The 23,727-nt window shown below is 55.5% G+C and carries 17 protein-coding genes; 9 read left to right on the top strand and 8 right to left on the bottom strand.

Going from position 1 to position 23,727, the window contains the following annotated elements; translation table 11 throughout:
• Positions 1-88: 88 nt before the first annotated feature.
• The 3 genes from polB to rluA all read left to right on the top strand — a co-directional run bounded on the left by polB (position 89) and on the right by rluA (position 6,187).
• Positions 89-2,449, top strand: a complete 2,361-nt coding sequence (polB, locus tag MWH02_RS12125; RefSeq protein ID WP_271460716.1) for a DNA polymerase II — start codon at positions 89-91, stop codon at positions 2,447-2,449.
• 152 nt (positions 2,450-2,601) lie between these two features.
• Positions 2,602-5,508 carry an RNA polymerase-associated protein RapA gene (gene rapA / locus MWH02_RS12120; protein ID WP_101762134.1) on the top strand — a complete coding sequence of 969 codons (2,907 nt, stop codon included), beginning with the start codon at positions 2,602-2,604 and terminating at the stop codon, positions 5,506-5,508.
• Positions 5,509-5,527: 19 nt separating this feature from the next.
• A complete protein-coding gene (rluA, locus tag MWH02_RS12115) occupies positions 5,528-6,187 on the top strand; it encodes a bifunctional tRNA pseudouridine(32) synthase/23S rRNA pseudouridine(746) synthase RluA (protein WP_137385141.1) in 660 nt (219 codons plus the stop codon).
• A 220-nt stretch (positions 6,188-6,407) separates the two neighbouring features.
• Here rluA and djlA read toward each other — a convergent pair whose 3' ends face one another.
• Positions 6,408-7,220, bottom strand: a complete 813-nt coding sequence (gene djlA / locus MWH02_RS12110; protein ID WP_061718138.1) for a co-chaperone DjlA — start codon at positions 7,218-7,220, stop codon at positions 6,408-6,410.
• A 182-nt stretch (positions 7,221-7,402) separates the two neighbouring features.
• Between djlA and lptD the strand changes: the two genes are divergently transcribed.
• From lptD to apaH, 6 genes are read left to right on the top strand one after another with little or no spacing between them, the layout of a single operon-like run.
• Positions 7,403-9,778 carry an LPS assembly protein LptD gene (gene lptD / locus MWH02_RS12105; protein WP_271460715.1) on the top strand — a complete coding sequence of 792 codons (2,376 nt, stop codon included), beginning with the start codon at positions 7,403-7,405 and terminating at the stop codon, positions 9,776-9,778.
• A 54-nt stretch (positions 9,779-9,832) separates the two neighbouring features.
• A complete protein-coding gene (surA, locus tag MWH02_RS12100; RefSeq protein ID WP_271460714.1) occupies positions 9,833-11,128 on the top strand; it encodes a peptidylprolyl isomerase SurA in 1,296 nt (431 codons plus the stop codon).
• A complete protein-coding gene (gene pdxA / locus MWH02_RS12095; RefSeq protein ID WP_271460713.1) occupies positions 11,118-12,110 on the top strand; it encodes a 4-hydroxythreonine-4-phosphate dehydrogenase PdxA in 993 nt (330 codons plus the stop codon). Before surA ends, pdxA begins: the two co-directional genes overlap by 11 nt.
• Complete coding sequence (gene rsmA / locus MWH02_RS12090; RefSeq protein ID WP_271460712.1) at positions 12,103-12,927, top strand: 16S rRNA (adenine(1518)-N(6)/adenine(1519)-N(6))-dimethyltransferase RsmA; 825 nt, start codon at positions 12,103-12,105, stop codon at positions 12,925-12,927. Before pdxA ends, rsmA begins: the two co-directional genes overlap by 8 nt.
• A 4-nt stretch (positions 12,928-12,931) precedes the next feature.
• Positions 12,932-13,309, top strand: a complete 378-nt coding sequence (gene apaG / locus MWH02_RS12085) for a Co2+/Mg2+ efflux facilitator ApaG/CorD (RefSeq protein WP_271460711.1) — start codon at positions 12,932-12,934, stop codon at positions 13,307-13,309.
• A 49-nt stretch (positions 13,310-13,358) separates the two neighbouring features.
• Complete coding sequence (apaH, locus tag MWH02_RS12080; protein WP_110867508.1) at positions 13,359-14,228, top strand: bis(5'-nucleosyl)-tetraphosphatase (symmetrical) ApaH; 870 nt, start codon at positions 13,359-13,361, stop codon at positions 14,226-14,228.
• A gap of 53 nt (positions 14,229-14,281) precedes the next feature.
• On the opposite strand, the gene folA is transcribed toward apaH, so the two are convergent.
• The 7 genes from folA to fkpB all read right to left on the bottom strand — a co-directional run bounded on the left by folA (position 14,282) and on the right by fkpB (position 23,727).
• Positions 14,282-14,764 carry a type 3 dihydrofolate reductase gene (folA, locus tag MWH02_RS12075; RefSeq protein WP_101762141.1) on the bottom strand — a complete coding sequence of 161 codons (483 nt, stop codon included), beginning with the start codon at positions 14,762-14,764 and terminating at the stop codon, positions 14,282-14,284.
• Positions 14,765-15,049: 285 nt separating this feature from the next.
• Positions 15,050-16,192: a porin gene (locus MWH02_RS12070; RefSeq protein ID WP_101762142.1), complete on the bottom strand. Its 1,143-nt coding sequence runs from the start codon at positions 16,190-16,192 to the stop codon at positions 15,050-15,052.
• Positions 16,193-16,429: 237 nt separating this feature from the next.
• Positions 16,430-19,654: a carbamoyl-phosphate synthase large subunit gene (gene carB / locus MWH02_RS12065; protein ID WP_101762143.1), complete on the bottom strand. Its 3,225-nt coding sequence runs from the start codon at positions 19,652-19,654 to the stop codon at positions 16,430-16,432.
• A gap of 13 nt (positions 19,655-19,667) precedes the next feature.
• On the bottom strand, positions 19,668-20,816 hold the full coding sequence (carA, locus tag MWH02_RS12060; RefSeq protein WP_101762144.1) for a glutamine-hydrolyzing carbamoyl-phosphate synthase small subunit: 1,149 nt from the start codon (positions 20,814-20,816) through the stop codon (positions 19,668-19,670).
• A gap of 469 nt (positions 20,817-21,285) precedes the next feature.
• Positions 21,286-22,101 carry a 4-hydroxy-tetrahydrodipicolinate reductase gene (gene dapB, locus MWH02_RS12055; RefSeq protein WP_271460710.1) on the bottom strand — a complete coding sequence of 272 codons (816 nt, stop codon included), beginning with the start codon at positions 22,099-22,101 and terminating at the stop codon, positions 21,286-21,288.
• Positions 22,102-22,322: 221 nt separating this feature from the next.
• On the bottom strand, positions 22,323-23,276 hold the full coding sequence (ispH, locus tag MWH02_RS12050) for a 4-hydroxy-3-methylbut-2-enyl diphosphate reductase (protein ID WP_271460709.1): 954 nt from the start codon (positions 23,274-23,276) through the stop codon (positions 22,323-22,325).
• Entirely contained in the window at positions 23,257-23,727 is a 471-nt protein-coding gene (gene fkpB / locus MWH02_RS12045) for an FKBP-type peptidyl-prolyl cis-trans isomerase (protein ID WP_271460708.1), read from the bottom strand. Before fkpB ends, ispH begins: the two co-directional genes overlap by 20 nt.

Raw genomic sequence — 23,727 nt, 5'->3', positions numbered from 1 at the left:
ATGTTGACAAAGTGGTGACAATTTCGCCTGCAGGACACTGTATAAACATCCATGTTATACTCAATGCAATTCATTCTCTGGAGTTCACGTGACCGATCCGCGCGCAGGTTTTCTGCTTACCCGACATTGGCGAGATACGCCGACTGGCAGCGAAGTGGTGCTGTGGCTGGCCACCGACAGCGGCCCGCAGCGGCTGGTGCTGCCTGCCCAGGAATCCGTGGCGTTTGTGCCCGAGGAGTTTCGCACGCCAACCGAAGCGCTGATCCGCGACGAACGCCATACGCGCCTGCAAACGCTGGAGCTGAAGGATTTTCGCCGCCGCCCGGTGTTTGGCCTCTATTGCCGCAGCAATCGTCAGCTGCAAAATCTGGAAAAGCGCCTGCGTGAAAACGGCATTCCGGTCTATGAAGCGGATATTCGTCCACCCGAACGCTATTTGATGGAGCGCTTTATCACCGCGCCGGTGTGGTTTAGCGGTGAAAGACGCGGTGACAGCGTGATCAACGCGCGCCTGAAGCCGCATCCTGATTACCGTCCGCAGCTGAAATGGGTATCGCTGGATATCGAAACCACGCAGCACGGTGAGCTCTACTGCATCGGGCTGGAAGGCTGCGGTCAGCGCCAGGTTTACATGCTCGGTCCGCCCAACGGTGATGCCAGCACGCTCGATTTTCAGCTGATCTATGTTGATAGCCGCCCGCAGCTGCTTGAGCAGCTCAACGCGTGGTTTGAGCGGCATGAACCGGATGTGATTATTGGCTGGAATGTAGTGCAGTTCGATCTACGCGTACTGCAGAAACACGCCGATCGCTACGGCATTCCGCTGCGTTTAGGCCGTCAGAAGCAGGCGCTGGAGTGGCGCGAGCACGGCTTCAAACCTGGCGTGTTCTTCGCGCAGGCAACGGGCCGCTTAATTATTGATGGTATCGACGCGCTCAAATCCGCGTTTTGGGATTTCCCGTCATTCAGCCTCGAAGCGGTCTCGCGCCAGCTGCTCGGTGAAGGCAAGGCCATCAATAATCCGTGGGATCGCATGGAAGAGATCAACTGGCGCTTTGCCAACGATAAGCCAGCGCTGGCGAAATATAATCTCAAGGATTGCGAGCTGGTGACGCGCATTTTCCAGCACACCGCCATCATGCCGTTCCTGCTGGAACGCGCCACGGTAAATGGTTTAGCGGTGGATCGTCACGGCGGTTCGGTGGCGGCCTTTGGTCATCTCTATATCCCGCGCATGCACCGCGCCGGTTTCGTGGCGCCGAATCTCGGCGAAGTGGCGCCGGAAGCCAGCCCCGGCGGTTACGTGATGGATTCGCGGCCCGGCCTGTACGATTCGGTGCTGGTGCTGGATTACAAAAGCCTCTATCCCTCAATTATTCGCACCTTCCTTATCGATCCGGTGGGTTTGGTGGAAGGCCTGGCGCACCCGGATGACGCCGATTCCGTGCCCGGCTTCCGCAATGCGCGCTTTTCCCGTGAGACCCACTGTTTACCGGCGATTGTCGAGCAGATTTGGCAGGGGCGTGAAGCCGCCAAGCGCGACAACAACAAACCGCTGTCGCAGGCGCTGAAAATCATCATGAATGCTTTTTATGGCGTGCTCGGCACCAGCGCCTGCCGCTTCTTCGATCCGCGCCTCGCGTCATCCATCACCCTGCGCGGCCACGCCATCATGCAGCAAACGCGCGAGCTGATTGAAGCGGAAGGCTTTGATGTGATTTACGGCGATACCGATTCCACCTTCGTCTGGCTGAAAGGCGCGCACAGTGAAGCGGAGGCGACGGCGATTGGTCGTCATCTCGCTGAACAGGTTAACGGCTGGTGGCGGCAGCATCTGCAATCAACTTATGGGCTGGAGAGCGCGCTGGAGCTGGAGTATGAAACGCACTTCAGCCGTTTCCTGATGCCCACCATTCGCGGCGCCGAACAGGGCAGCAAAAAGCGCTATGCCGGCATGATTCTCAGAGAGGGCGGCGAGCGGCTGGTGTTTAAAGGCCTCGAATCAGTGCGCACCGACTGGACGCCGCTGGCGCAGCAGTTCCAGCAAAATCTGTATGGCCGTATTTTCCGTGGCGAGCCGTGGCAGGATTACATTCGCGAAACGGTGGCGCAGCTGCTGGCCGGTGAACTCGACGATCAGCTGGTGTATAAAAAACGCCTGCGGCGCGCGCTGAAAGATTACGAGCGCAATGTGCCGCCTCATGTGCGCGCTGCGCGTCTCGCCGATGAGCAAAATCGCAAGCTGCAGCGCCCACTGCAGTATCAAAATGGTGGCTCGATCCGCTATGTGATGGCCACGGCCGGACCGGAACCGCTCGAGGCGCGTAATACGCCCCTCGACTACGATCATTACGTCACCAAACAGCTGCAGCCGGTGGCTGACGGCATTTTGCCGTTCGTCGGTGACGACTTTGCTACACTCATTACTGGGCAGCTGGGGCTTTTTTGACAGGTGACGAATGCCTTGCCATCCAGTACCATAGCGCCCTTCCTGATTCTCACCGCACTCACAATCTGACCAAACACCCGTTTGGCGGTTGGGTATTGCCTGAGTACAGGTGAACTTCTTTATGGCATGTCAGAGAGTCGAGCAAAAAATATATGGTTTTTACACTGGGTCAGCGCTGGATTAGTGATACGGAAAGTGAACTGGGATTGGGCACGGTGGTCGCGCTCGATACGCGCATGATCACCATGCTTTTTCCGGCAACCGGCGAAAACCGCCTGTATGCCCGAAACGATTCTCCGGTCACTCGTGTGATTTTCAATCCGGGTGACACCATCACCAGCCACGAAGGCTGGCAGATGACCGTCGATGAAGTCCGCAACGAAAACGATTTAATGACTTACATCGGCACACGTCTCGACACCGAAGAAGCGGGCGTCGTCATGCGCGAAGTGATGCTGGACAGCAAACTGGTGTTCAGCAAGCCGCAGGATCGCCTGTTCGCCGGTCAGCTCGACCGCATGGACCGTTTTGCGCTGCGTTTCCGCGCACGCAAATACCACAGCGAGCAATACCGCCTGCCGATCAGCGGCCTGCGCGGGATGCGCACCAATTTGATTCCGCATCAGCTGCACATCGCCCACGATGTCGGCCGTCGCCACGCCCCGCGCGTGCTGCTGGCGGATGAAGTGGGCTTGGGTAAAACCATTGAAGCCGGGATGATCATCCAGCAACAGCTGCTGGCCGGTCGTGCCGAGCGCGTGCTGATTGTGGTGCCGGAAACGCTGCAACATCAGTGGCTGGTGGAAATGCTGCGTCGCTTCAACCTGCGCTTTGCGCTGTTTGATGACGATCGCTACACCGAAGCGCAGCACGACAGCGACAACGCCTTTGAAACCGAGCAGCTGATTATCTGTTCACTCGATTTTGTGCGCCGTAACAAGCAACGTCTTGAACTGCTGGCCGATGCCGAGTGGGATCTGCTGGTGGTCGATGAAGCGCACCATCTGGCATGGAGCGAAGACGCACCGAGCCGCGAATATCAGGTTATCGAGCAGCTGGCAGAGAAAACCGCTGGCGTACTGCTGCTGACTGCCACGCCAGAACAGCTGGGCTTAGAGAGCCACTTTGCACGTCTGCGCCTGCTTGATCCAAATCGTTTCCACGATTTCGGCCAGTTTGTCGAAGAGCAGCAGCATTATCGTCCGGTGGCCGATGCAGTGAGCTCGCTGCTGGCCGACCACGCCATCAGCAAAGATGAGATGAACCTGATTAACGATCTGATCGGTGAACAGGATATCGAGCCGCTGCTGCAAGTGGCGAACAGCGATCGCGATGGCAAAGAAGACGCGCGTAAAGAGCTGGTCTCGATGCTAATGGATCGCCACGGCACCAGCCGCGTGCTGTTCCGTAACACCCGTAACGGCGTGAAAGGCTTCCCGAAACGCGAGCTGCACCAGATTCGTCTGCCGCTGCCGGCGCAGTATCAAACCGCGATTAAAGTCTCCGGCATCATGGGCACGCGCAAAAGCGCAGAAGAGCGCGCGCGTGACATGCTGTATCCCGAGCAGATTTATCAGGAATTTGAAGGCGATAGCGGCACATGGTGGAACTTCGATCCGCGCGTTGAGTGGCTGATGGGTTACCTCACCAGCAACCGCAAAGAGAAAGTGCTGGTGATCTGCGCCAAAGCCGCCACCGCGCTGCAACTGGAGCAGGTGCTGCGTGAGCGCGAAGGCATCCGTGCCGCCGTGTTCCACGAAGGCCTATCGATTATCGAACGCGACCGCGCAGCAGCCTTCTTCGCCTCCGAAGAGGATGGCGCGCAGGTGTTGCTGTGTTCCGAAATCGGTTCTGAAGGCCGTAACTTCCAGTTCGCCAGCCGTTTGGTGATGTTCGATTTGCCGTTCAACCCGGATCTGCTGGAGCAGCGTATCGGTCGTCTCGATCGTATCGGCCAGATGCATGACATCCAGATTCTGGTGCCGTGGCTGGAAAAAACCGCGCAGGCGGTGCTGCTGCGCTGGTATCACGAAGGGTTGGATGCGTTTGAACACACCTGCCCAACTGGCCGCGCCATTTATGACAACGAGTACAATCAGCTGATTGAATATCTTGCCGCGCCGGAAAATCCGCAGGGACTCGATGAGTTCATCAGCGCAAGCCGCAAGCAGCACGATGCGCTGAAATCACAGCTAGAACAGGGACGCGATCGCTTACTGGAACTGAACTCCAACGGCGGTGAAGCCGCTCAGGAGCTGGCAAATGCCATCGGCGAGCAGGACAACGATACCGATCTGGTTAACTTTGCGCTGAACCTGTTCGATATCGTCGGCATCAATCAGGAAGACCGCAGCGATAGCCTGATCGTGCTGACGCCGTCCGATCACATGCTGGTGCCTGATTTCCCTGGCCTGCCGGAAGAGGGTTGCACCGTGACCTTTAACCGCAACCAGGCGCTGTCGCGCGAAGATACCCAGTTTATTACCTGGGAACATCCGCTGATCCTCAACGGTCTCGACCTGATCCTTTCGGGCGATACCGGTAGCTGTGCGCTGTCACTGCTGAAGAACAAGGCGCTGCCGGTCGGGACGCTGCTGGTCGAGATGATCTATGTGGTTGAAGCGCAAGCGCCGAAAAGCCTGCAGCTCACCCGCTTCCTGCCGCCAACGCCGGTGCGTTTGCTGATGGATCGTGCCGGGAACAATCTGGCAGGCAAAGTGGAGTTCGAAAGCTTTAACCGTCAGTTGAATGCGGTGAATCGCCATACCGGCAGCAAGCTGGTGAATGCGGTGCAGCAAGACGTGCACGAGATTCTGACCCAGGCCGAAAAAGCGATCGTTCCGGAAGCGCAGGCGATTATCGCGGCAGCGAAAGTGGAAGCCGAAGAGAAACTCGGTGCTGAGCTGTCACGTCTCGAAGCGCTGCGCGCGGTTAACCCCAACATCCGTGATGACGAGGTTGAAGCGCTGGAAAGCAATCGCGAACAGGTATTGGAAAGCCTGGGCGATGCAGGCTGGCGTCTCGATGCGCTGCGCCTGATCGTGGTCACGCACCAATAATGTTCAGGACCGCGACATCATGCTGATGGAAGCTTACAACCCGCCGCTTGAACCCTGGCTGCATATTCTGTATCAGGACGAGCACATTATGGTGGTGAATAAACCGAGCGGGTTGCTGTCGGTGCCGGGCCGTCTCGAAGAGCACAAGGATAGCGTGATGACGCGTATCCAGCGTGATTTCCCGCAGGCGGAATCGGTGCACCGTCTCGATATGGCTACCAGCGGCGTGATCGTGGTGGCCCTGAATAAAGCGGCAGAGCGTGAGCTCAAGCGCCAGTTCCGTGAGCGCGAGCCTTCTAAATACTATGTGGCGCGCGTGTGGGGCCATCCGGCGGCAGAAGAGGGTTTGATCGATCTGCCGCTGATTTGCGACTGGCCGAATCGGCCGAAGCAGATGGTGTGTTTCGAAAACGGCAAAGCGGCGCAGACCGAGTATCAGGTGCTGGAGTATGAAGCCACGAACAGTGCGCGCGTCAAGCTTAAGCCAATTACCGGACGCTCACACCAGCTGCGTGTGCATCTGCTGGCGCTGGGGCATCCGATTCTTGGCGACCGCTTTTATGCACATGATGAGGCGCTGGCGATGGCGCCGCGTTTGCAGTTGCATGCGGAGTCGCTGACGATCACCCATCCGGCGTTTGGCAATAGCATGACGTTCAGGCAGCCGGCGGGATTTTAGTGTTGGAGATGCTGCCCCTCCTCGGTCCGTGCTTGCAGTCCCCCTCCTCGTTCCGTGCTTGCTGCCCCCCACCTCGGTCCGTGCTTGCAGTCCCCCTCCTCGGTCCTCCCCCATGGATGGGGGAGGAAGATGTTGCTACATGTTAGTGATGAAGCTGCATGGGGCAGCATCTCCTTCCCCCGCTTGCGGGGGAAGGGCGGGATGGGGGACAGCAATAAAATTATTTAAACCCTTTCTCCTTACGAATCAGATCGTAAGCCGCCTGAATCTCCTGCGCTTTCTGCTTCGCCATCTCCATCATTTCCGGCGGTAAACCTTTCGCCACCAGCTTGTCAGGATGATGTTCGCTCATCAGCTTACGGTACGCGCGCTTGATGGTGGTGCCATCATCGCTGCTTTTCACGCCCAGCACGCTGCAGGCATCTTCCAGCGTAGGACCGCGTTGCGCCTGCTGATAGGCGCCGCCGCGGGAAGAACCGCCGCCACCAAACTGCTGACCGCCTTCCATCATGCGCAGGAACTGATCGAACTGTGCGCGTGAAATACCCAGCTCTTCGGCAATCACATACAGCACCTGGCGTTCGTTGGGATGCAGTGAACCATCGGCGAAGGCGGCCTGGATTTGGATTTCCAGAAACATCCGAATCAGATCAAACCGGCCAAAGCAGGCGCTGCGCAGCTCGCGCAGTTTACTGCGCAGCGGATAGTCGCTCTGTTTACCTTCACGGAACGCACGCTGCGCGGCAGTGCGCGCATCGCCATGCAGCTGCATGCGATCCATGAATAAGGAAGCAATCTGGATATCCGCTTCGGTGACGCGCCCTTTTGATTTGGTCAAATGGCCCATCACCTGGAATGTGGTACTGAAAAACAGCGTCTGACGCGCCTGGTTATTGGCGAAATAGCCCTGTCCTTTTACGCTGCGCACTTTGTCAAACATGTGACCAATGATCAGACCCAGTACAATGCCCCAAAAGCCTGCCCCGGAAAATATCCCAAGCGCCAGACCAATTACTTTTCCCCAGTAGCGCATAAACTCCTCAATTCGCCATGCTTGCGGCTGAAAATTGCATTATCATACCTGTCATTTATCTCAGCGCCTAACGGCAACGCGGACAGACAAGGATTAACACTGGCGCAACGCCGGGCAGTAAGTTAGTCTCTGACCGGATTGTCGGCATGATGCCAGTTTTCATGGAATTATCGAAACCGCGTATGAAAAAACGTATACCTACCTTGCTGGCTACCATGATTGGTGCAGCGCTTTATAGCCAGTCATCACTCGCCGACGATCTGATGTCGCAGTGCATGCTGGGCGTGCCGAGTTACAACCGCCCGCTGGTCAATGGCGACACCAACTCGCTGCCGGTCACCATCCATTCTGATTCCGCCAAAGGCAACTATCCGGATGATGCGGTGTTCACCGGTAACGTCGACGTGCAGCAAGGCAATAGCCGCCTGCGTTCCGACGAGGTGCAGCTGCATCAACGTCAGCAGGAAGGCCAAACCACGCCGGTTCGTACCGTGGATGCGCTGGGTAATGTGCACTATGACGACAATCAGGTCATCCTCAAAGGTCCGAAAGCCTGGTCAAATCTGAACACCAAAGACACCAACGTGTGGAACGGTGATTATCAGATGGTTGGCCGTCAGGGCCGCGGCGATGCCGATCAGATGAAACTGCGCGGTAACAATCGCTACACCATTCTGGAAAACGGCAGCTTTACCTCTTGTTTGCCGGGTTCCAACAGCTGGAGCGTGGTCGGTTCCGAAGTGATTCAGGACCGCGAAGAAGAAGTCGCGGAAATCTGGAACGCCCGCTTTAAGCTCGGCAATGTGCCGGTATTCTACAGCCCTTATTTACAGCTACCGATTGGCGATCGCCGCCGCTCCGGTTTCCTGATCCCGAATGCGAAATACGGCAGTAATAACGGCTTCGAATTCATGCTGCCGTATTACTGGAACATCGCGCCGCAGGCCGATGCCACCATCACGCCGCACTATATGGAAAAACGCGGTCTGCAGCTGCAGAACGAATTCCGCTATTTGACGGTGTTTGGCGCAGGCTTGATGGAGCTGGATTATCTGCAGTCAGATAAGCAGTACGACAGCGATAAATCGTCTCGCCCTTCAGTCCAAAACGATACAAATGACGATCGCTGGTTGTTCTATTGGCAACACGCCGGCGTTTACGATCAGCATTGGCGCTTTAATGCTAATTACACCAAAGTTAGCGATCCGTATTATTTCAACGATTTGGAGTCCAAGTACTACAGCTCCACCGACGGTTATGCTACGCAAAAGTTTAGCTTTGGTTACGCCGACACTAATTGGGACGCGACACTTTCATCTAAAGATTTCCAGGTATTCGGTCAGACGAGCAACAGCAGAGTCTATCGCGCGCAGCCACAGCTCGATTTGAATTTCTATCAGAACGATATTGGGCCGTTCGATGGCCGAATTTATGCTCAAGCGGTTAAGTTCACAAGTGTGAGCAGTAACATGCCCGAAGCAACGCGTTTGCATGTGGAACCTACACTGAATCTGCCATTGTCTAACGGCTGGGCAAGCCTTGACACCGAAGCAAAGTTCCTTGCTACTCACTATCAACAAGAAAATCTTGATAGCTATAACAGCAACCCTGGCGCTTATAACTCAAGCGGCCGCCTTGATGGTTCCGTCAACCGCACGCTGCCTCAGTTCAAAGTGGATGGTCGCCTGGTGTTTGATCGCGATATGGACTGGGAACCAGGCTATACACAAACGCTGGAACCGCGTGTTCAGTACCTTTATGTCCCCTATCGTAACCAGAGCAATATCTATCCGTACGACTCGACGTTGCTGCAAACCGACTACACCGGCCTGTTCCGCGATCGTACCTACAGCGGCCTGGATCGCATCGCTTCAGCAAATGAAGTGGCGACCGGCGTAACCACGCGTATTTATGATAACGATCTGGTTGAACGTTTTAACGTTTCTGTGGGTCAAATCTACTCGTTTACCCCGTCTCGTACCGGCGTAAACCAGACGAACAAAGAAGATGACACCGGCAGCCTGGTTTGGGCCGGCGACACGTACTGGAAAATCAGCGATCGCTGGGGGGCGCGTGGCGGTCTGCAATATGACACCCGCCTCGATAACGTCGCGCAGGGCAATGCGGTAGTTGAGTATCGTCAGGATGCCGATCGTATGGTGCAGCTTAGCTATCGCTACAGCAGCCCGGAATATGTGGCGCAGGCGCTGAATAACTCCAACCTGGTGACTGACCCAATCTACAAAAACGGGATTTCACAGGTGGGCGGCACTGCCAGCTGGCCGATTGCGGATGCCTGGTCACTGGTGGGCGGTTATTACTACGATACCCGCAACAGTCGTCCGGCTGAACAGCTGGTCGGCCTGCAGTACAGCTCGTGCTGCTATGCCATTCGTCTGGGTTACGAACGCAAGATCAACGGTTGGGAAAACAACGACAGTAAGTATGACAACCAAATCTCATTCAACATTGAGCTGCGTGGTCTGAGTTCTAACTATGGCTTAGGCACCAATGAAATGCTGCGTCAGGGCATCATCCCTTACCAGCGCGCTTTCTGATGTTGTGATGTTTGACAGGCTCTCCCGCAGTGCGGAAACAACAATGGATAAAGTATGAAGAACTGGAGAATGCTGATTCTTGGTGTAGCGATTACCGCTAACACTGCGTTCGCAGCCCCACAAGTGGTTGATAAAGTTGCCGCAGTCGTGAACAACGGCGTGGTACTGGAAAGTGACGTTGATAACATGATGCGCACCGTGAAATCACAGGCGCAGCAGGCAAACCAGCAACTCCCTGATGACAAAACCTTGCGTCATCAGATCCTTGAACGCCAGGTCATGGATGCCATCATTCTGCAAATGGGTGAAAGAGCGGGCGTACAGATCACCGATCAGCAGCTGGATCAGGCAATTCAGAACATTGCCGCCCAAAACCGCATGAGCCTCGATCAGCTGCGTAGCCGTCTGGCCTATGACGGTATGAACTACAACGATTACCGTGCGCAGATCCGCAAAGAGATGCTGATTTCAGAAGTGCGTAACAACGAAGTGCGTCGCCGCGTCACTATACTGCCGCAGGAAGTGGATACGCTGGCTACGCAGGTGGGTGCGCAGAACACGCAAGGTACTGAGCTGAATATCAGCCAGATTCTGCTGCCGCTGTCAGAAAACCCGACGCAGCAGCAGGTTGACGACCAGGAAACGCTGGCGCGCCAACTGGTTGCTCAGCTGAAAGGCGGCGCTGACTTCGGCAAGCTTGCCGTGACTTACTCAGCCGATCCGCAGGCGCTGAAAGGCGGCAACATGGGCTGGGGCAAAATTGAAGAGCTGCCAACGCTGTTCTCGCAGGCGCTGAGCACCGCGAAGAAAGGCGATATCGTCGGTCCAATCCGTTCAGGTGTTGGTTTCCACATCCTGAAGGTGAACGACCTGCGTGGCGAAAGCAAAAGCATCTCTGTGACTGAGGTGCATGCGCGTCACATTCTGCTGAAGCCGTCACCGATCCTGACCGACGCTCAGGCGCAGGCCAAAATCGAACAGATCGCAGCGGATATTAAAAGCGGTAAAACCACCTTCGCCGCAGCGGCCAAACAGTTCTCCGACGATCCGGGTTCGGCTAACCAGGACGGCGATCTCGGCTGGGCATCTCCAGAGATTTACGATCCGGCATTCCGCGATGCATTGCTGAAGTTGCAGAAAGGCCAGGTCAGCCAGCCGGTTCACTCCTCATTTGGCTGGCACTTGATTCAGTTGCTGGATACGCGTCAGGTTGATAAGACCGATGCCGCGCAGAAAGAGCGCGCCTATCGCATGCTGTTCAACCGTAAATTCGCGGAAGAAGCGCAAACCTGGATGCAGGAACAGCGCGCCAGTGCTTACGTGAAAATTCTGGATAACAATGGTCAGTAATTATCGTGTGGTGATCACGCCCGGCGAACCCGCCGGGATTGGTCCCGACCTCACCCTGCAACTGGCGCAGCAAAACTGGCCGGTTGAATTGGTGGTCTGCTGCGACGGCGAGCTTTTGCGCCGTCGCGCTGCTTTATTGGGTTTGCCGCTGACGCTGCGTGACTATCAACCTGGCGTTGCGGCACAACCGCAGCGGGCCGGCACGCTTACGCTGCTGCAGGTCGATACCGCTCAGCCAGTGACCGCCGGAGAACTCTGCGTCGCAAACAGTCACTACGTGCTGGAAACCCTGATGCGCGCCTGTGACGGTTGTCTGAACGGCGAATTTGCCGCGCTGATTACCGGTCCGGTACACAAAGGCGTGATCAACGATGCGGGCATTCCGTTTACCGGTCATACCGAATTTTTTGCCGATCGCGCCGGTGGCGATTTAGTGGTGATGATGCTGGCAACAGAAGAGTTGCGTGTGGCATTGGCTACCACACATCTGCCGCTGAAAGATGTTTCTGCCGCAATTACCCGCGACACGCTGCATGAAGTGATCACCATTCTGCATCGGGATCTGCAGCAGAAGTTTGGTTTACCGCATCCTCATATTTTCGTCTGCGGCCTTAATCCGCATGCCGGCGAGAGCGGCCATATGGGCCGCGAAGAGATTGATACTATCATTCCGGCCCTCAACGAACTGCGCCAGCAAGGCATCCAACTTACCGGACCTCTGCCAGCCGATACGCTGTTCCAGCCGAAATACCTGCAACATGCCGATGCGGTTCTGGCGATGTATCACGACCAGGGCTTGCCGGTGCTAAAATTTCAGGGGTTTGGCCGCGCGGTGAATATCACACTTGGCCTGCCCTTTATCCGGACTTCTGTCGATCACGGCACCGCGCTTGAATTAGCCGGTCTCGGTCAGGCAGAACCGGGCAGCTTTATCACGGCGCTTAATCTCGCCATCACTATGATCAAGAGCAGTAATGAATAATCGCGTCCATCAGGGGCATTACGCCCGTAAACGTTTCGGGCAGAACTTCCTGAACGATCAGTACATTATCGATAGCATTGTCTCCGCCATTCACCCGCAAAAAGGTGAAGCTATCGTGGAAATCGGCCCCGGCTTGGGTGCATTAACCGAGCCGGTAGGCGAACGTCTGGATGAGCTGACCGTGGTCGAGCTGGACCGCGACCTTGCTGCGCGTCTGCAAACGCACCCGTTCCTCGGTCCTAAGCTGACCATTTTCCAGCAGGATGCGATGACCTTTGATTTCTCTGCGCTGGCGCAAGAGAAAGGTCAGCCGCTGCGCGTGTTCGGCAATCTGCCGTACAACATCTCGACGCCGCTGATGTTCCACCTTTTCAGCTATACTGGTTCGATTAAAGATATGCACTTCATGCTGCAGAAAGAAGTGGTGAATCGTATAGTCGCCGGTCCGGGCAGCAAAGCTTACGGTCGTTTGAGCGTGATGGCGCAGTACTATTGCCAGGTTATTCCTGTGCTCGAAGTGCCACCAGAATCCTTCACGCCGGCACCGAAAGTGGAATCGGCCGTGGTGCGTTTAGTGCCGTACATGCAGCCACAGTATCCGGTCAGCGATCTTCGACTGCTGAGCCGTATCACCACGGAAGCCTTTGGTAAACGCCGAAAAACGCTGCGCAACAGCCTTGCTCATATGTTTGCGGCTGGTGCGCTGGATCAATTAGAAATCGATGCCTCGCTGCGTGCAGAGAACGTCTCTGTGGCGCAATATTGCCAACTGGCAAACTGGTTGAGCAAGCATCAGGCAGAAACTCCGGAGAGTTGAGTGCATGAGTGATTTGGCCCGCGTCTGTATCCATGTGCATAGCCAGTATGTGGAGTCGCAATCCTTGCCCGACGAGGATCGCTACGTGTTTGCCTACACCATCACCATTCGCAATTTGGGGCGCAGCAACGTCCAGCTGCGTAGCCGCTATTGGCTGATCACCAACGGCAACGGTCGCGAGACTGAAGTGCAAGGTGAAGGCGTTGTCGGCGAACAGCCGCACATTGCGGCCGGCGGCGAGTATCAGTACACCAGCGGCGCGATTATGGAGACGCCGATGGGCACCATGCAAGGCCACTATGTGATGATCGACGATGCGGGCGAAGAGTTCCACGTCGAGATTCCGGTGTTCCGACTCGCGGTGCAAACCCACATTCACTAATCCTCCTCCGCCCGGCCCGTCCGGGCGGCGCGTTTTAATCGGACTGACAATGAGTACATACCTGATTGGCGATGTTCATGGCTGTTATGACGAGCTTCGTGCGCTGTTGGCGCAGGTTGACTTCGATCCGCAGCAGGACACCTTATGGCTTACCGGCGATTTGGTGGCGCGCGGCCCCGGTTCGCTCGATGTGCTGCGCTATGTAAAATCGCTGGGAAATTGCGTGCGCCTGGTGCTGGGTAATCACGACCTGCATTTACTGGCGGTGTATGCCGGTATCAGCCGTAACAAGCCGAAAGATCGCCTGACGCCGCTGCTGGAAGCCGATGATGCCGATGAGTTGATTAACTGGTTACGTCGTCAGCCACTGTTGCAGGTAGATGAAGAGAAGAAGCTGTTGATGGCGCATGCGGGCATTACGCCGCAATGGGATTTAGAGACGGCGCAGCTGTGCGCGCGTGAAGTGGAAGCGGTGCTCTCCAGCGACAGCTATCCGCTGTTTCTGGATGCGATGTATGGCGACATGCCAAACAACTGGACGCCGGAACTCAGCGGTCTGGCGCGACTGCGCTTTAGCACTAATGCGCTGACGCGCATGCGCTTCTGCTTCCCGAACGGCCAGCTGGATATGATCTGCAAAGAGTCGCCTGAATCAGCGCCGCCGCCGCTCAAGCCGTGGTTTAAGGTGCCGGGCAAAATCGACAGCGACTATACGCAGATCTTTGGTCACTGGGCATCGCTGGAAGGTAAAGGCACACCGGAACATGTGATTGGTCTGGATACCGGCTGCTGCTGGGGTGGAACATTGACGCTGCTGCATTGGGAAACCAAACAGTATTACGTACAGGCATCCAATCGCGAACAGGCAATGGCCGAAAGCGCGGTGAGTGCGCATCCACCGTTAAGTGATACGCCGTAAATAAAAAACCCCGCATAAGCGGGGTTTTTTATGGGTCGCCATCACTGGCAACGTTACTTGCGGCGATCCAGGATCTCGAAGCAGTAGCTGTGCGAGTTCTGCTCATCGGCGTCATGGAATTCGCTGAAGGTTGACTGCCACTCGTCCGGTTCGTAATCCGGGAACTGCGTATCCCCTTCCACTTCCGCATCGATATGGGTCAGGTAGAGGCGATCCGCGCGAGCCAGCATCTGCTCGTAAACGCGTCCACCACCAATCACCATCATCTCTTCGACATCACCCGCCGCTTTTACCGCCTCTTCCAGCGATGTCACCCAGGTAACGCCTTCGTGGTTGCCCGGCTGGCTGCTGACCACAATGTTCAGGCGTCCAGGAAGCGGGCGGCCAATCGATTCAAAGGTCAGACGACCCATAATCACCGGCTTATTCAAGGTATTACGTTTGAACCATGCCAAATCTGCTGGCAGGTTCCATGGCATGGCGTTTTCCATACCAATAATGCGATCCGCTGCCAGTGCCGCGATCAGACTAATCATGTTAAAAGACCTACTGGAAAAAATTGGCGCCATCATACGTAAAGGCGAAACTTTCGTCGATAGGCCGCCCCCGCTATTTGCGTAAAGCTCCGATGCCACCGCACTTTTGTTATTGGACAGAGTTTTACACCGACTTTCCCGGCAATTGCGGGGCGAGGAGCCAGAAATTGCTGACGAGGCGGCACAACTCCGTGCGAAACGTCGCGTTATTGGTATCGCAGTGTAAAGAAAAGCGCACTCTGTGCAAAAAAAGAAAACGGCTCCCGCAGGAGCCGTTGAAACGCTTTAGAAATCGTAGCGTAGACGCACCAGATTCACGTTGCCCAGTGACTTGTCGGTGCTGGAGGTGATGACATATTCGTAGTCGACACGGAAGCCGTAATCCAGCTGCGCACTCACACCAACGCCGTTATCAATACGCTTGTAGTCACGTCCGTTGACGAACTCCAGACGGTCGCCCATGAAGTAAGGCTGAATAGATTTCACCGCATACTGGCCAATTGGGAATTTGTAGCCGGCAAAGTATTCGATGCCCCACGCGTCATCCGCGAAGTAATTGTTAACGGTATTACGTTTGGTTGGGGAGAAGTTCTCATACCAACCCGCTCCGGCTGACAGCGTCCAGTTATCCGGCGTCCAGCTCAGAGCGGTACCGTAGATATTCTGGTCATAGCGTTTGCTGTCGCCATTGCCTGGATTGCGGATATCGGCGCGGGTGTAGTTCCACGCAGTGCCCCATGCCAGGTCTTTGGTGATGTGATAGTTCACACCCAGCGAGCCGCCGCCTTTACGCTTATAGCGCAGGCCGTTACCTGGCAGGAACTCATTATCTTCAAACAGGTACGACGCATACACATCCGCATCGCCGAAGGTATTTTTGTACTTCAGCATTTTGCGCGAACGGTAAGAACCATCGTAATCACCATTGATGCCGTTGCCCGGCGCCTGCGCCAGCATGTCGTAATCCCAGATATCGGTCTTCGCTCCTACGACATCGTAGTAAACGCTGTTCTGCTGACCAAAGTAGAGCTCACCCAAGGTGGCGCTTTTGAAGCCAGTATAAAGTTGGCGGCGCGAGGTGTTATTCGCACCATCTGCATGATGATTGTCCCAACCCCACCAGGCCGGGAAGTTAACGCCCAGCTCGTAGTAACCGACCCAGCTTACGTCGTCGAACAGGTAATAATTGGCGCTGAAGCGGAAGCGTGAGCCGCCGTCGTAGCCATTACGTTTGTACGATTTGTCGTTTACGCCATTCTGATGTTGGAACTGCGGACGAATACTGCCGCCCACTTTGAAGTCGAGACGGCTTAGCGCATCGCCCGCCTGTGGATCCTGCTTGAGTAAAGTAATTTCCGCCTGGCTGGCGAGTGGCGCCGCTGCGAGTAACGCAGCAATAGCGCTGAGAGTGAAAGCACGCATTTGCATTTTTTATATCCCAGTTAAGGTGAGCGCTCTATTGGTGAGCGAGCGAAATAGTACGGTGCGCTAACTGGGATCTTATTTATAATTTTGTGCGGATATTCCGAGGTGTAACGCTTTCCGCATCAACTGATAAAACATATGTCAAATCAATAGGATTTTTACAGATAAGGAAATGCGGGCACTGGTAAAAGGATAAAAAAACGGCCCCCGCAGGAGCCGTTAATGGGTAGCCAATTGGAATCAGCCTTTAATTTGCGCGTGCATTTCCTGCACCGAAATTACCTGCTCCGTTGGATCCGCGTTCAGCGCCATCGCTGTGGCAAAACCGCCGTTCAGCGTGGTGTCGTAATGCACTTTGTACTGCAGCGCGCTACGACGAATCAGCTTGGAGTCTTCAATCGCCTGACGTCCCGCCGTGGTGTTGACGATGTAGGTATATTCGCCATTCTTCAGGCGATCCTGAATGTGCGGACGACCTTCATGCACCTTGTTTACCAGACGTGGATTGATGCCCGCTTCGCCCAGCACCACTGCGGTACCGTGTGTCGCATCCAGCTCGAAACCAAACTTCTGCAGTTTTGCCGCCAGGTCGACGATACGTTTCTTATCGCCTTCACGCACTGACAGCAACGCGCGACCGGTTTTCTTCATGTTGCTCTGGGCACCCAGCATCGCTTTGGCGAAGGCTTCAGCGAAGGTGCGACCGACGCCCATCACTTCACCGGTAGAGCGCATCTCTGGGCCGAGAATCGGGTCAACGCCTGGGAACTTGTTGAACGGCAGCACCACTTCTTTCACCGAGTAATACGGTGGAATCACTTCTTTAGTGACGCCCTGCTCAGCCAGCGTTTTACCTGCCATCACGCGCGCGGCAACCTTCGCCAGCGCCACGCCAGTGGCTTTCGACACGAACGGCACGGTACGCGCGGCACGTGGATTCACCTCAATCAGGTAAACTTCATTGTCCTTCACCGCGAACTGCACGTTCATCAGGCCACGTACGTTCAGCTCGAAGGCCAGTTTTTCCACCTGCTGACGCATCACGTTCTGGATTTCAGTGCTCAGCGTGTAGGCCGGCAGTGAACACGCGGAGTCACCGGAGTGCACGCCCGCCTGCTCGATGTGCTCCATGATGCCGCCAATCAGCACGCGCTCGCCGTCGCAAATCGCATCGACATCCACTTCAACCGCATCATCGAGGAAGCGATCCAACAGCACTGGCGCATCGTTAGAGACCGATACAGCGGTCTGGAAGTAACGCTTCAGGTCGATTTCGTCGTAAACGATCTCCATCGCGCGGCCGCCCAGCACATAAGAAGGACGCACCACCAGCGGATAACCGATCCCAGCTGCTTTCTCAACGGCCTGTTCCAGCGTGGCAACGGTGGCGTTAGCCGGCTGCTTCAGGCTCAGGCGATCAACCGCCTGCTGGAAACGCTCACGGTCTTCTGCACGGTCAATCGAGTCCGGGCTGGTACCAATCACCGGAACGCCAGCCGCTTCCAGCGCGCGCGCCAGTTTCAGCGGCGTCTGGCCGCCGTATTGTACGATGACGCCTTTCGGCTTCTCAATACGCACGATTTCCAGCACATCTTCCAGCGTGACCGGCTCGAAGTAGAGGCGATCCGAGGTGTCATAATCGGTTGAGACGGTTTCCGGGTTACAGTTGACCATGATGGTCTCGTAACCGTCTTCACGCAGCGCCAGCGCCGCATGCACGCAGCAGTAATCAAACTCGATGCCCTGGCCGATACGGTTTGGACCGCCGCCCAGAATCATGATTTTTTCACGATCCTGGTTTGGATTGGCTTCGCACTCTTCCTCGTATGTTGAGTACATATAGGCGGTGTCGGTGGCGAATTCAGCCGCGCAGGTATCAACGCGTTTATAAACCGGATGCAGGTTAAATTGCTGACGCAGCTTACGGATTTCGCCTTCAGATACGCCCGCCAGCGCGGCCAGACGGACATCAGCAAAGCCTTTACGCTTCAGTGCACGCAGGAATTCCGCGTTCAGTGAGTTCACACCTTCGCGTTCAACCTGCTCTTCCAGACGCACCAGCTCTTCAATCTGCACCAGGAACCAGCGATCAATGTTGGTGAGGTTGAACACACCATCCACTGACATGCCGGCGCGGAACGCATCGGCGATGTACCAGATACGGTCAGAACCGGCATCTTTCAGTTCGCGGCGAATGCGCGTTAACGCTTCTGGATCGTCGAGGCTAACTTTCGGGTCGAAACCGTTGGCACCGACTTCCAGACCGCGCAGCGCTTTCTGCATCGATTCCTGGAACGTGCGGCCAATCGCCATCACTTCACCGACCGATTTCATCTGCGTGGTCAGACGATCGTTGGCACCGGCGAACTTCTCGAAGTTGAAGCGAGGAATCTTGGTAACGACGTAGTCGATAGAGGGTTCGAACGACGCAGGCGTTAAGCCGCCGGTGATGTCGTTCATCAGCTCATCAAGGGTAAAGCCCACCGCCAGTTTCGCCGCCACTTTGGCAATCGGGAAGCCGGTCGCTTTTGAAGCCAGCGCTGACGAACGCGATACGCGCGGGTTCATTTCGATGACGATCATACGGCCATCTTTCGGGTTCACCGAGAACTGGACGTTCGAACCACCGGTTTCGACACCGATTTCACGCAGTACCGCCAGCGAGGCGTTACGCATGATTTGATACTCTTTGTCGGTCAGAGTTTGCGCGGGCGCCACGGTGATAGAGTCACCGGTGTGGATGCCCATTGCATCGAAGTTTTCGATCGAGCAGACGATGATGCAGTTGTCGTTTTTATCACGTACCACTTCCATCTCGTACTCTTTCCAGCCAATCAGCGACTCATCAATCAGCAGCTCATTGGTTGGCGACAAGTCTAAACCGCGTTCGCAAATCTCTTCGAACTCTTCGCGGTTATAGGCGATACCGCCGCCAGTGCCGCCCATTGTAAAGGAAGGGCGGATGATGCACGGGAAGCCAACGTCTTCGGCCACCGCCAGCGCTTCTTCCATGGTATGCGCGATACCGGAACGAGCGGTGCCCAGACCAATGCTCTTCATCGCCACGTCGAAGCGACGACGATCTTCGGCTTTATCAATGGCATCGGCAGTTGCACCAATCATGGTGACGCCGAACTCAGCCAGCACGCCCTGACGCTCCAGCTCCAGCGCACAGTTCAGCGCTGTCTGGCCGCCCATGGTTGGCAGCACCGCATCCGGACGCTCTTTTTCGATAATCTTGCGTACCACTTCCCAGTGAATCGGCTCGATGTAAGTCGCATCGGCCATTTCCGGGTCGGTCATAATAGTTGCCGGGTTCGAGTTCACCAGAATGACGCGGTAGCCCTCTTCACGCAGCGCTTTACACGCCTGCGCACCGGAGTAGTCAAATTCACATGCCTGGCCGATAACGATCGGGCCAGCACCAAGAATCAGGATGGATTTTATGTCTGTACGTTTTGGCATCGTGGGCTCCTGATTACTTCGCGTTAGAACGGTATGCTTTGATCAATTCGATAAAGTGATCGAACAGTGGCGCCGCATCGTGCGGGCCTGGGCTCGCTTCCGGGTGTCCCTGGAAGCTGAAGGCCGGTTTGTCAGTGCGATGAATGCCCTGCACGGTTTGGTCGAACAGCGACACATGCGTCACGCGCAGATTGGCCGGTAATTGGCTGTCATCAACCGCAAAACCGTGGTTCTGTGCGGTGATCATCACGGTGTTGTTATCAAGATCTTTTACCGGATGGTTGCCGCCGTGGTGGCCGAGTTTCATCTTGATGGTTTTGGCACCGCTCGCCAGCGCTAACAGCTGATGGCCAAGGCAGATACCGAATACCGGAACATCGGTTTTCAGGAACGCCTGAATGGCGTTAATGGCGTAGTCGCATGGCTCCGGGTCGCCAGGACCGTTCGACAGAAAAATACCGTCTGGATTAAGTGCCAGAACCTCTTCCGCTGGAGTTTGCGCCGGCACGACCGTCAGGCGGCAGCCGCGATCCACCAGCATACGCAGGATGTTGCGCTTAGCGCCGTAATCGTACGCCACCACATGGAACGGCAGCTCTTCCGCCGTTTTCTGCTCCGGCAGGTCACCTTCCAGTGTCCAGCTGCCCTGCTGCCACGCGTAGGTTTCCGCGGTGGTCACCTCTTTCGCCAGATCCATGCCTTTCAAGCCTGGGAACGCCTGCGCTTTCTGCAGCGCCAGTGCGGCATCCGGATTATCACCCGCAATAATGCAGCCGCTCTGTGCACCCTTCTCGCGCAGCAAACGGGTCAGTTTGCGCGTGTCGATATCGGCGATGCCAACGATGTTATTGCGCTGCAGGTAAGCTGCCAGACTTTCTTCGCTGCGGAAGTTGCTGGTAATCAGCGGCAGATCGCGAATAACGAGGCCTTGAGCATGGATTTGGCTGGATTCTTCATCGGCGGCGTTAACGCCAACATTGCCGATATGGGGATAAGTGAGGGTAACGATTTGGCGGGAATAGGAAGGATCAGTGAGGATTTCTTGATAACCGGTCATTGAAGTGTTGAAAACAACTTCCCCCACTGCCGACCCCGTAGCCCCGATGGCCCGACCGTGGAATTGGGTTCCGTCTTCCAGAACCAAGAGCGCTGACTTAATCAAAACATCCTCCAGGGAATAAACAGTCACAATATTTGCATATTAATTCAAAAGCAGTACCAGAATCAATGCAAAACCCGCCTGAGTACTCGAATTTTGGCAAATTGCGCGCATTCTAATGATCGCCCCGCACCTTGTCTACAACATGTGGTTATTTTTTTGTATATTTCGGGCAACTGAATGTTAAAAACGGTGAAAGGCGATAAAAGAGTGGGATAACTCGGAAAAATAATCGGTTGCCTGACGGCGATGATGGCAAACTGGTGCTGGCACGCATAAATTTTTGACCAAACGGTCAAAATTAGCCATCGCAAGCCTGATAATCACTCATCAACTTCGACAAATAAGCACTTCGAACCAATAATATAGCAAAATGGTCATTTACAGATAAAATAAAGGGCAATGATCACATTGCCCTCGTCAATCAAGGTCTTACCGATTGAAATAACCACATCACGATGGTTCACAACACTCACAACATCGATAAATCCAGCACATCACGCATGTCGTAAAGGCCAGATTTCTTGTTCTTTAACCAGCTTGCCGCTTTAACTGCACCATTTGCAAAGGTCATACGGCTGGAAGCCTTGTGGGTAATCTCTACGCGCTCACCAATATCTGCAAACATCGCGGTGTGTTCGCCGACGATATCACCAGCGCGCACGGTAGCAAATCCGATGGTTTGCGCTTTACGCTCACCGGTATGACCTTCACGGGCATACACCGCGTGCTCATCCAGATTCCACTTCATGGCATCGGCAATCGCTTCGCCCATCGCCAGCGCAGTACCTGATGGTGCATCAACTTTGTGACGATGGTGCGCTTCAACGATTTCAATGTCCGCGTAGTCGCCCATCACCTTCGCTGCCTGCTGCAGCAGATTCAGCACCAGGTTGACGCCCACGCTGAAGTTAGCGGCGAACACGATGCCAATCTCTTCAGCAGCCGCGCGAATCGCCGCTTTACCGGCTTCATCAAAACCGGTGGTACCGATCACCATCGCTTTGCTGTGCTGTCGGCAAAATGCCAGATACTCCAGCGTGCCTTCCGGACGGGTGAAATCTATCAGGACATCGAAGTCGTTAACCACCTTTTGCAGGTCGTCAGAGACGATCACGCCCGTTTTGCCGATGCCCGCCAGTTCGCCAGCATCTACGCCCAGCAATGACGAACCGCTACGCGCCAGTGCTGCGCCTACCGCAACACCTTCCGCCTGCTGTACGGCCTGAATCAAATTGCGTCCCATGCGACCCGGCGCACCAACGATAGCAATGCGGATTTCACTCATAATTATTCATTCCTGATACAAATCTATGCATGTAAAGCGTAAACAGGTTAACGGTCAGATAACAGTCACGCCACAATAATAAAGGGATATAAGAATTTTATGCCAGCCGCGAAACATTATCAGTAAAAGCAATCCCGCATGCTGGAAGCAGGATTTTCTACAGCGACAGGCAAAGAAAAGGCCGAACAATGTCGGCCTGATTTTACTGCGGTGTAAACCGCTTACTGCACGTTTCGCACGTCGACGCGCAGCTCTTTTGGTACTTCAAACACGATGTTCTCTTCACGGCCAATCAGCTCAATCGCCGCTTCACCGCCGAGCTCACGCAGACGTTGAATCACCTGTTGCACCAGAATATCAGGAGCAGAAGCGCCCGCGGTGACGCCGATGACCTGCTTGTCTTTGACCCACTCTTCATGGATGTCATCAGCCGAATCAATCAGCTTCGCCAGCTTACCAGCACGCTGCGCCAGTTCGGCCAGACGGTTCGAGTTAGAGGAGTTTTTCGATCCCACTACCAGCACCACTTCAGCATCACGCGCTAAGACGCGTACCGCTTCCTGACGGTTGGTGGTGGCGTAGCAGATGTCATCTTTACGTGGACCGATAATCGCCGGGAAGCGCTGACGCAGTGCATCAATCACGTCCGAAGTATCATCGACTGAAAGTGTGGTTTGCGTCATAAAGCACAGGTTGCTCTCATCTTTGACGTTCAGCTTGAACACATCTTCCGGCGATTCCACCAGATACATGCCGCCGTTAGGATTGCTGTACTGGCCCATGGTACCTTCCACTTCCGGATGCCCCGCGTGACCAATAAGAATCGCTTCAACACCTTTACGGCTAGCGCGCGCCACTTCCATATGCACTTTGGTCACCAGCGGACAGGTCGCATCAAACAGCATGGTGAGGTTACGCGCTTTGGCTTCGGCGCGAACCGCTTGCGATACGCCGTGCGCGGAGAAGATCAGAATGGCGTTATCCGGCACTTCAGCGATCTCTTCAATGAAGATCGCCCCACGTTCGCGCAAGCTGCTCACCACGTAGCGGTTATGCACCACTTCGTGACGCACGTAGATGGGCGCGCCGTACATCTCCAGCGCGCGCTCAACGATGCTGATGGCGCGATCGACGCCTGCGCAGAAACCGCGTGGGTTAGCTAACAGGATTTGCATCGTTGGCCTCCAGCGCCGGATCAATCTCCAGCACTTCAATGTCAAACTGAATGCGCTGGCCCGCCAGCGGATGGTTGAAGTCTACGGTGATCGAGTCACCGGACACTTCACGGATCACGCCAGGCATTTCGCTGCCGCCGCGGCCGCTGAACAGCATGATGGCACCCACTTCCGGCTCGCCCGCTTCGTTAAAGTCACGACGTGAGAAGTACTGAACCAGATCCGGGCTGGTGCCGCCAAACGCATCTTCCGGCTCCAGCGTAAATGCGTGCTTGTCGCCCACTTTACGTCCGAGTAGCTGCTGTTCCAGCGCGCCCGACAGGCTGCCATCACCCAGACGGAACAGCGCAGGTTTGCCGTTGGCGCGCGTGGATTCGGCCGTCGAGCCATCCTCCAGCTTCAGCGTAAAATGCACCAGCAACGCGCTATCGCGCTGAACTAAGTCTGTCAT

The organism is Pantoea leporis (assembly GCF_028048155.1).
GTDB classification, from domain to species: Bacteria; Pseudomonadota; Gammaproteobacteria; order Enterobacterales; family Enterobacteriaceae; genus Pantoea; species Pantoea leporis.
The sequence above is the reverse complement of the archived record's forward strand: the minus strand, read 5'-3'. Positions and strand labels throughout refer to the sequence as shown.

What these genes read in the sequence shown, in the direction of transcription:
- MWH02_RS12070 (WP_101762142.1), bottom strand. Translation starts at nt 16,192, where the DNA reads ATGCAAATGCGTGCTTTCACTCTCAGCGCTATTGCTGCGTTACTCGCA.
- carB (WP_101762143.1), bottom strand. Translation starts at nt 19,654, where the DNA reads ATGCCAAAACGTACAGACATAAAATCCATCCTGATTCTTGGTGCTGGC.
- djlA (WP_061718138.1), bottom strand. Translation starts at nt 7,220, where the DNA reads ATGCGCTACTGGGGAAAAGTAATTGGTCTGGCGCTTGGGATATTTTCC.
- fkpB (WP_271460708.1), bottom strand. Translation starts at nt 23,727, where the DNA reads ATGACAGACTTAGTTCAGCGCGATAGCGCGTTGCTGGTGCATTTTACG.
- apaH (WP_110867508.1), top strand. Translation starts at nt 13,359, where the DNA reads ATGAGTACATACCTGATTGGCGATGTTCATGGCTGTTATGACGAGCTT.
- rsmA (WP_271460712.1), top strand. Translation starts at nt 12,103, where the DNA reads ATGAATAATCGCGTCCATCAGGGGCATTACGCCCGTAAACGTTTCGGG.
- dapB (WP_271460710.1), bottom strand. Translation starts at nt 22,101, where the DNA reads ATGAGTGAAATCCGCATTGCTATCGTTGGTGCGCCGGGTCGCATGGGA.
- ispH (WP_271460709.1), bottom strand. Translation starts at nt 23,276, where the DNA reads ATGCAAATCCTGTTAGCTAACCCACGCGGTTTCTGCGCAGGCGTCGAT.
- surA (WP_271460714.1), top strand. Translation starts at nt 9,833, where the DNA reads ATGAAGAACTGGAGAATGCTGATTCTTGGTGTAGCGATTACCGCTAAC.
- lptD (WP_271460715.1), top strand. Translation starts at nt 7,403, where the DNA reads ATGAAAAAACGTATACCTACCTTGCTGGCTACCATGATTGGTGCAGCG.
- folA (WP_101762141.1), bottom strand. Translation starts at nt 14,764, where the DNA reads ATGATTAGTCTGATCGCGGCACTGGCAGCGGATCGCATTATTGGTATG.
- rapA (WP_101762134.1), top strand. Translation starts at nt 2,602, where the DNA reads ATGGTTTTTACACTGGGTCAGCGCTGGATTAGTGATACGGAAAGTGAA.
- pdxA (WP_271460713.1), top strand. Translation starts at nt 11,118, where the DNA reads ATGGTCAGTAATTATCGTGTGGTGATCACGCCCGGCGAACCCGCCGGG.
- apaG (WP_271460711.1), top strand. Translation starts at nt 12,932, where the DNA reads ATGAGTGATTTGGCCCGCGTCTGTATCCATGTGCATAGCCAGTATGTG.
- rluA (WP_137385141.1), top strand. Translation starts at nt 5,528, where the DNA reads ATGCTGATGGAAGCTTACAACCCGCCGCTTGAACCCTGGCTGCATATT.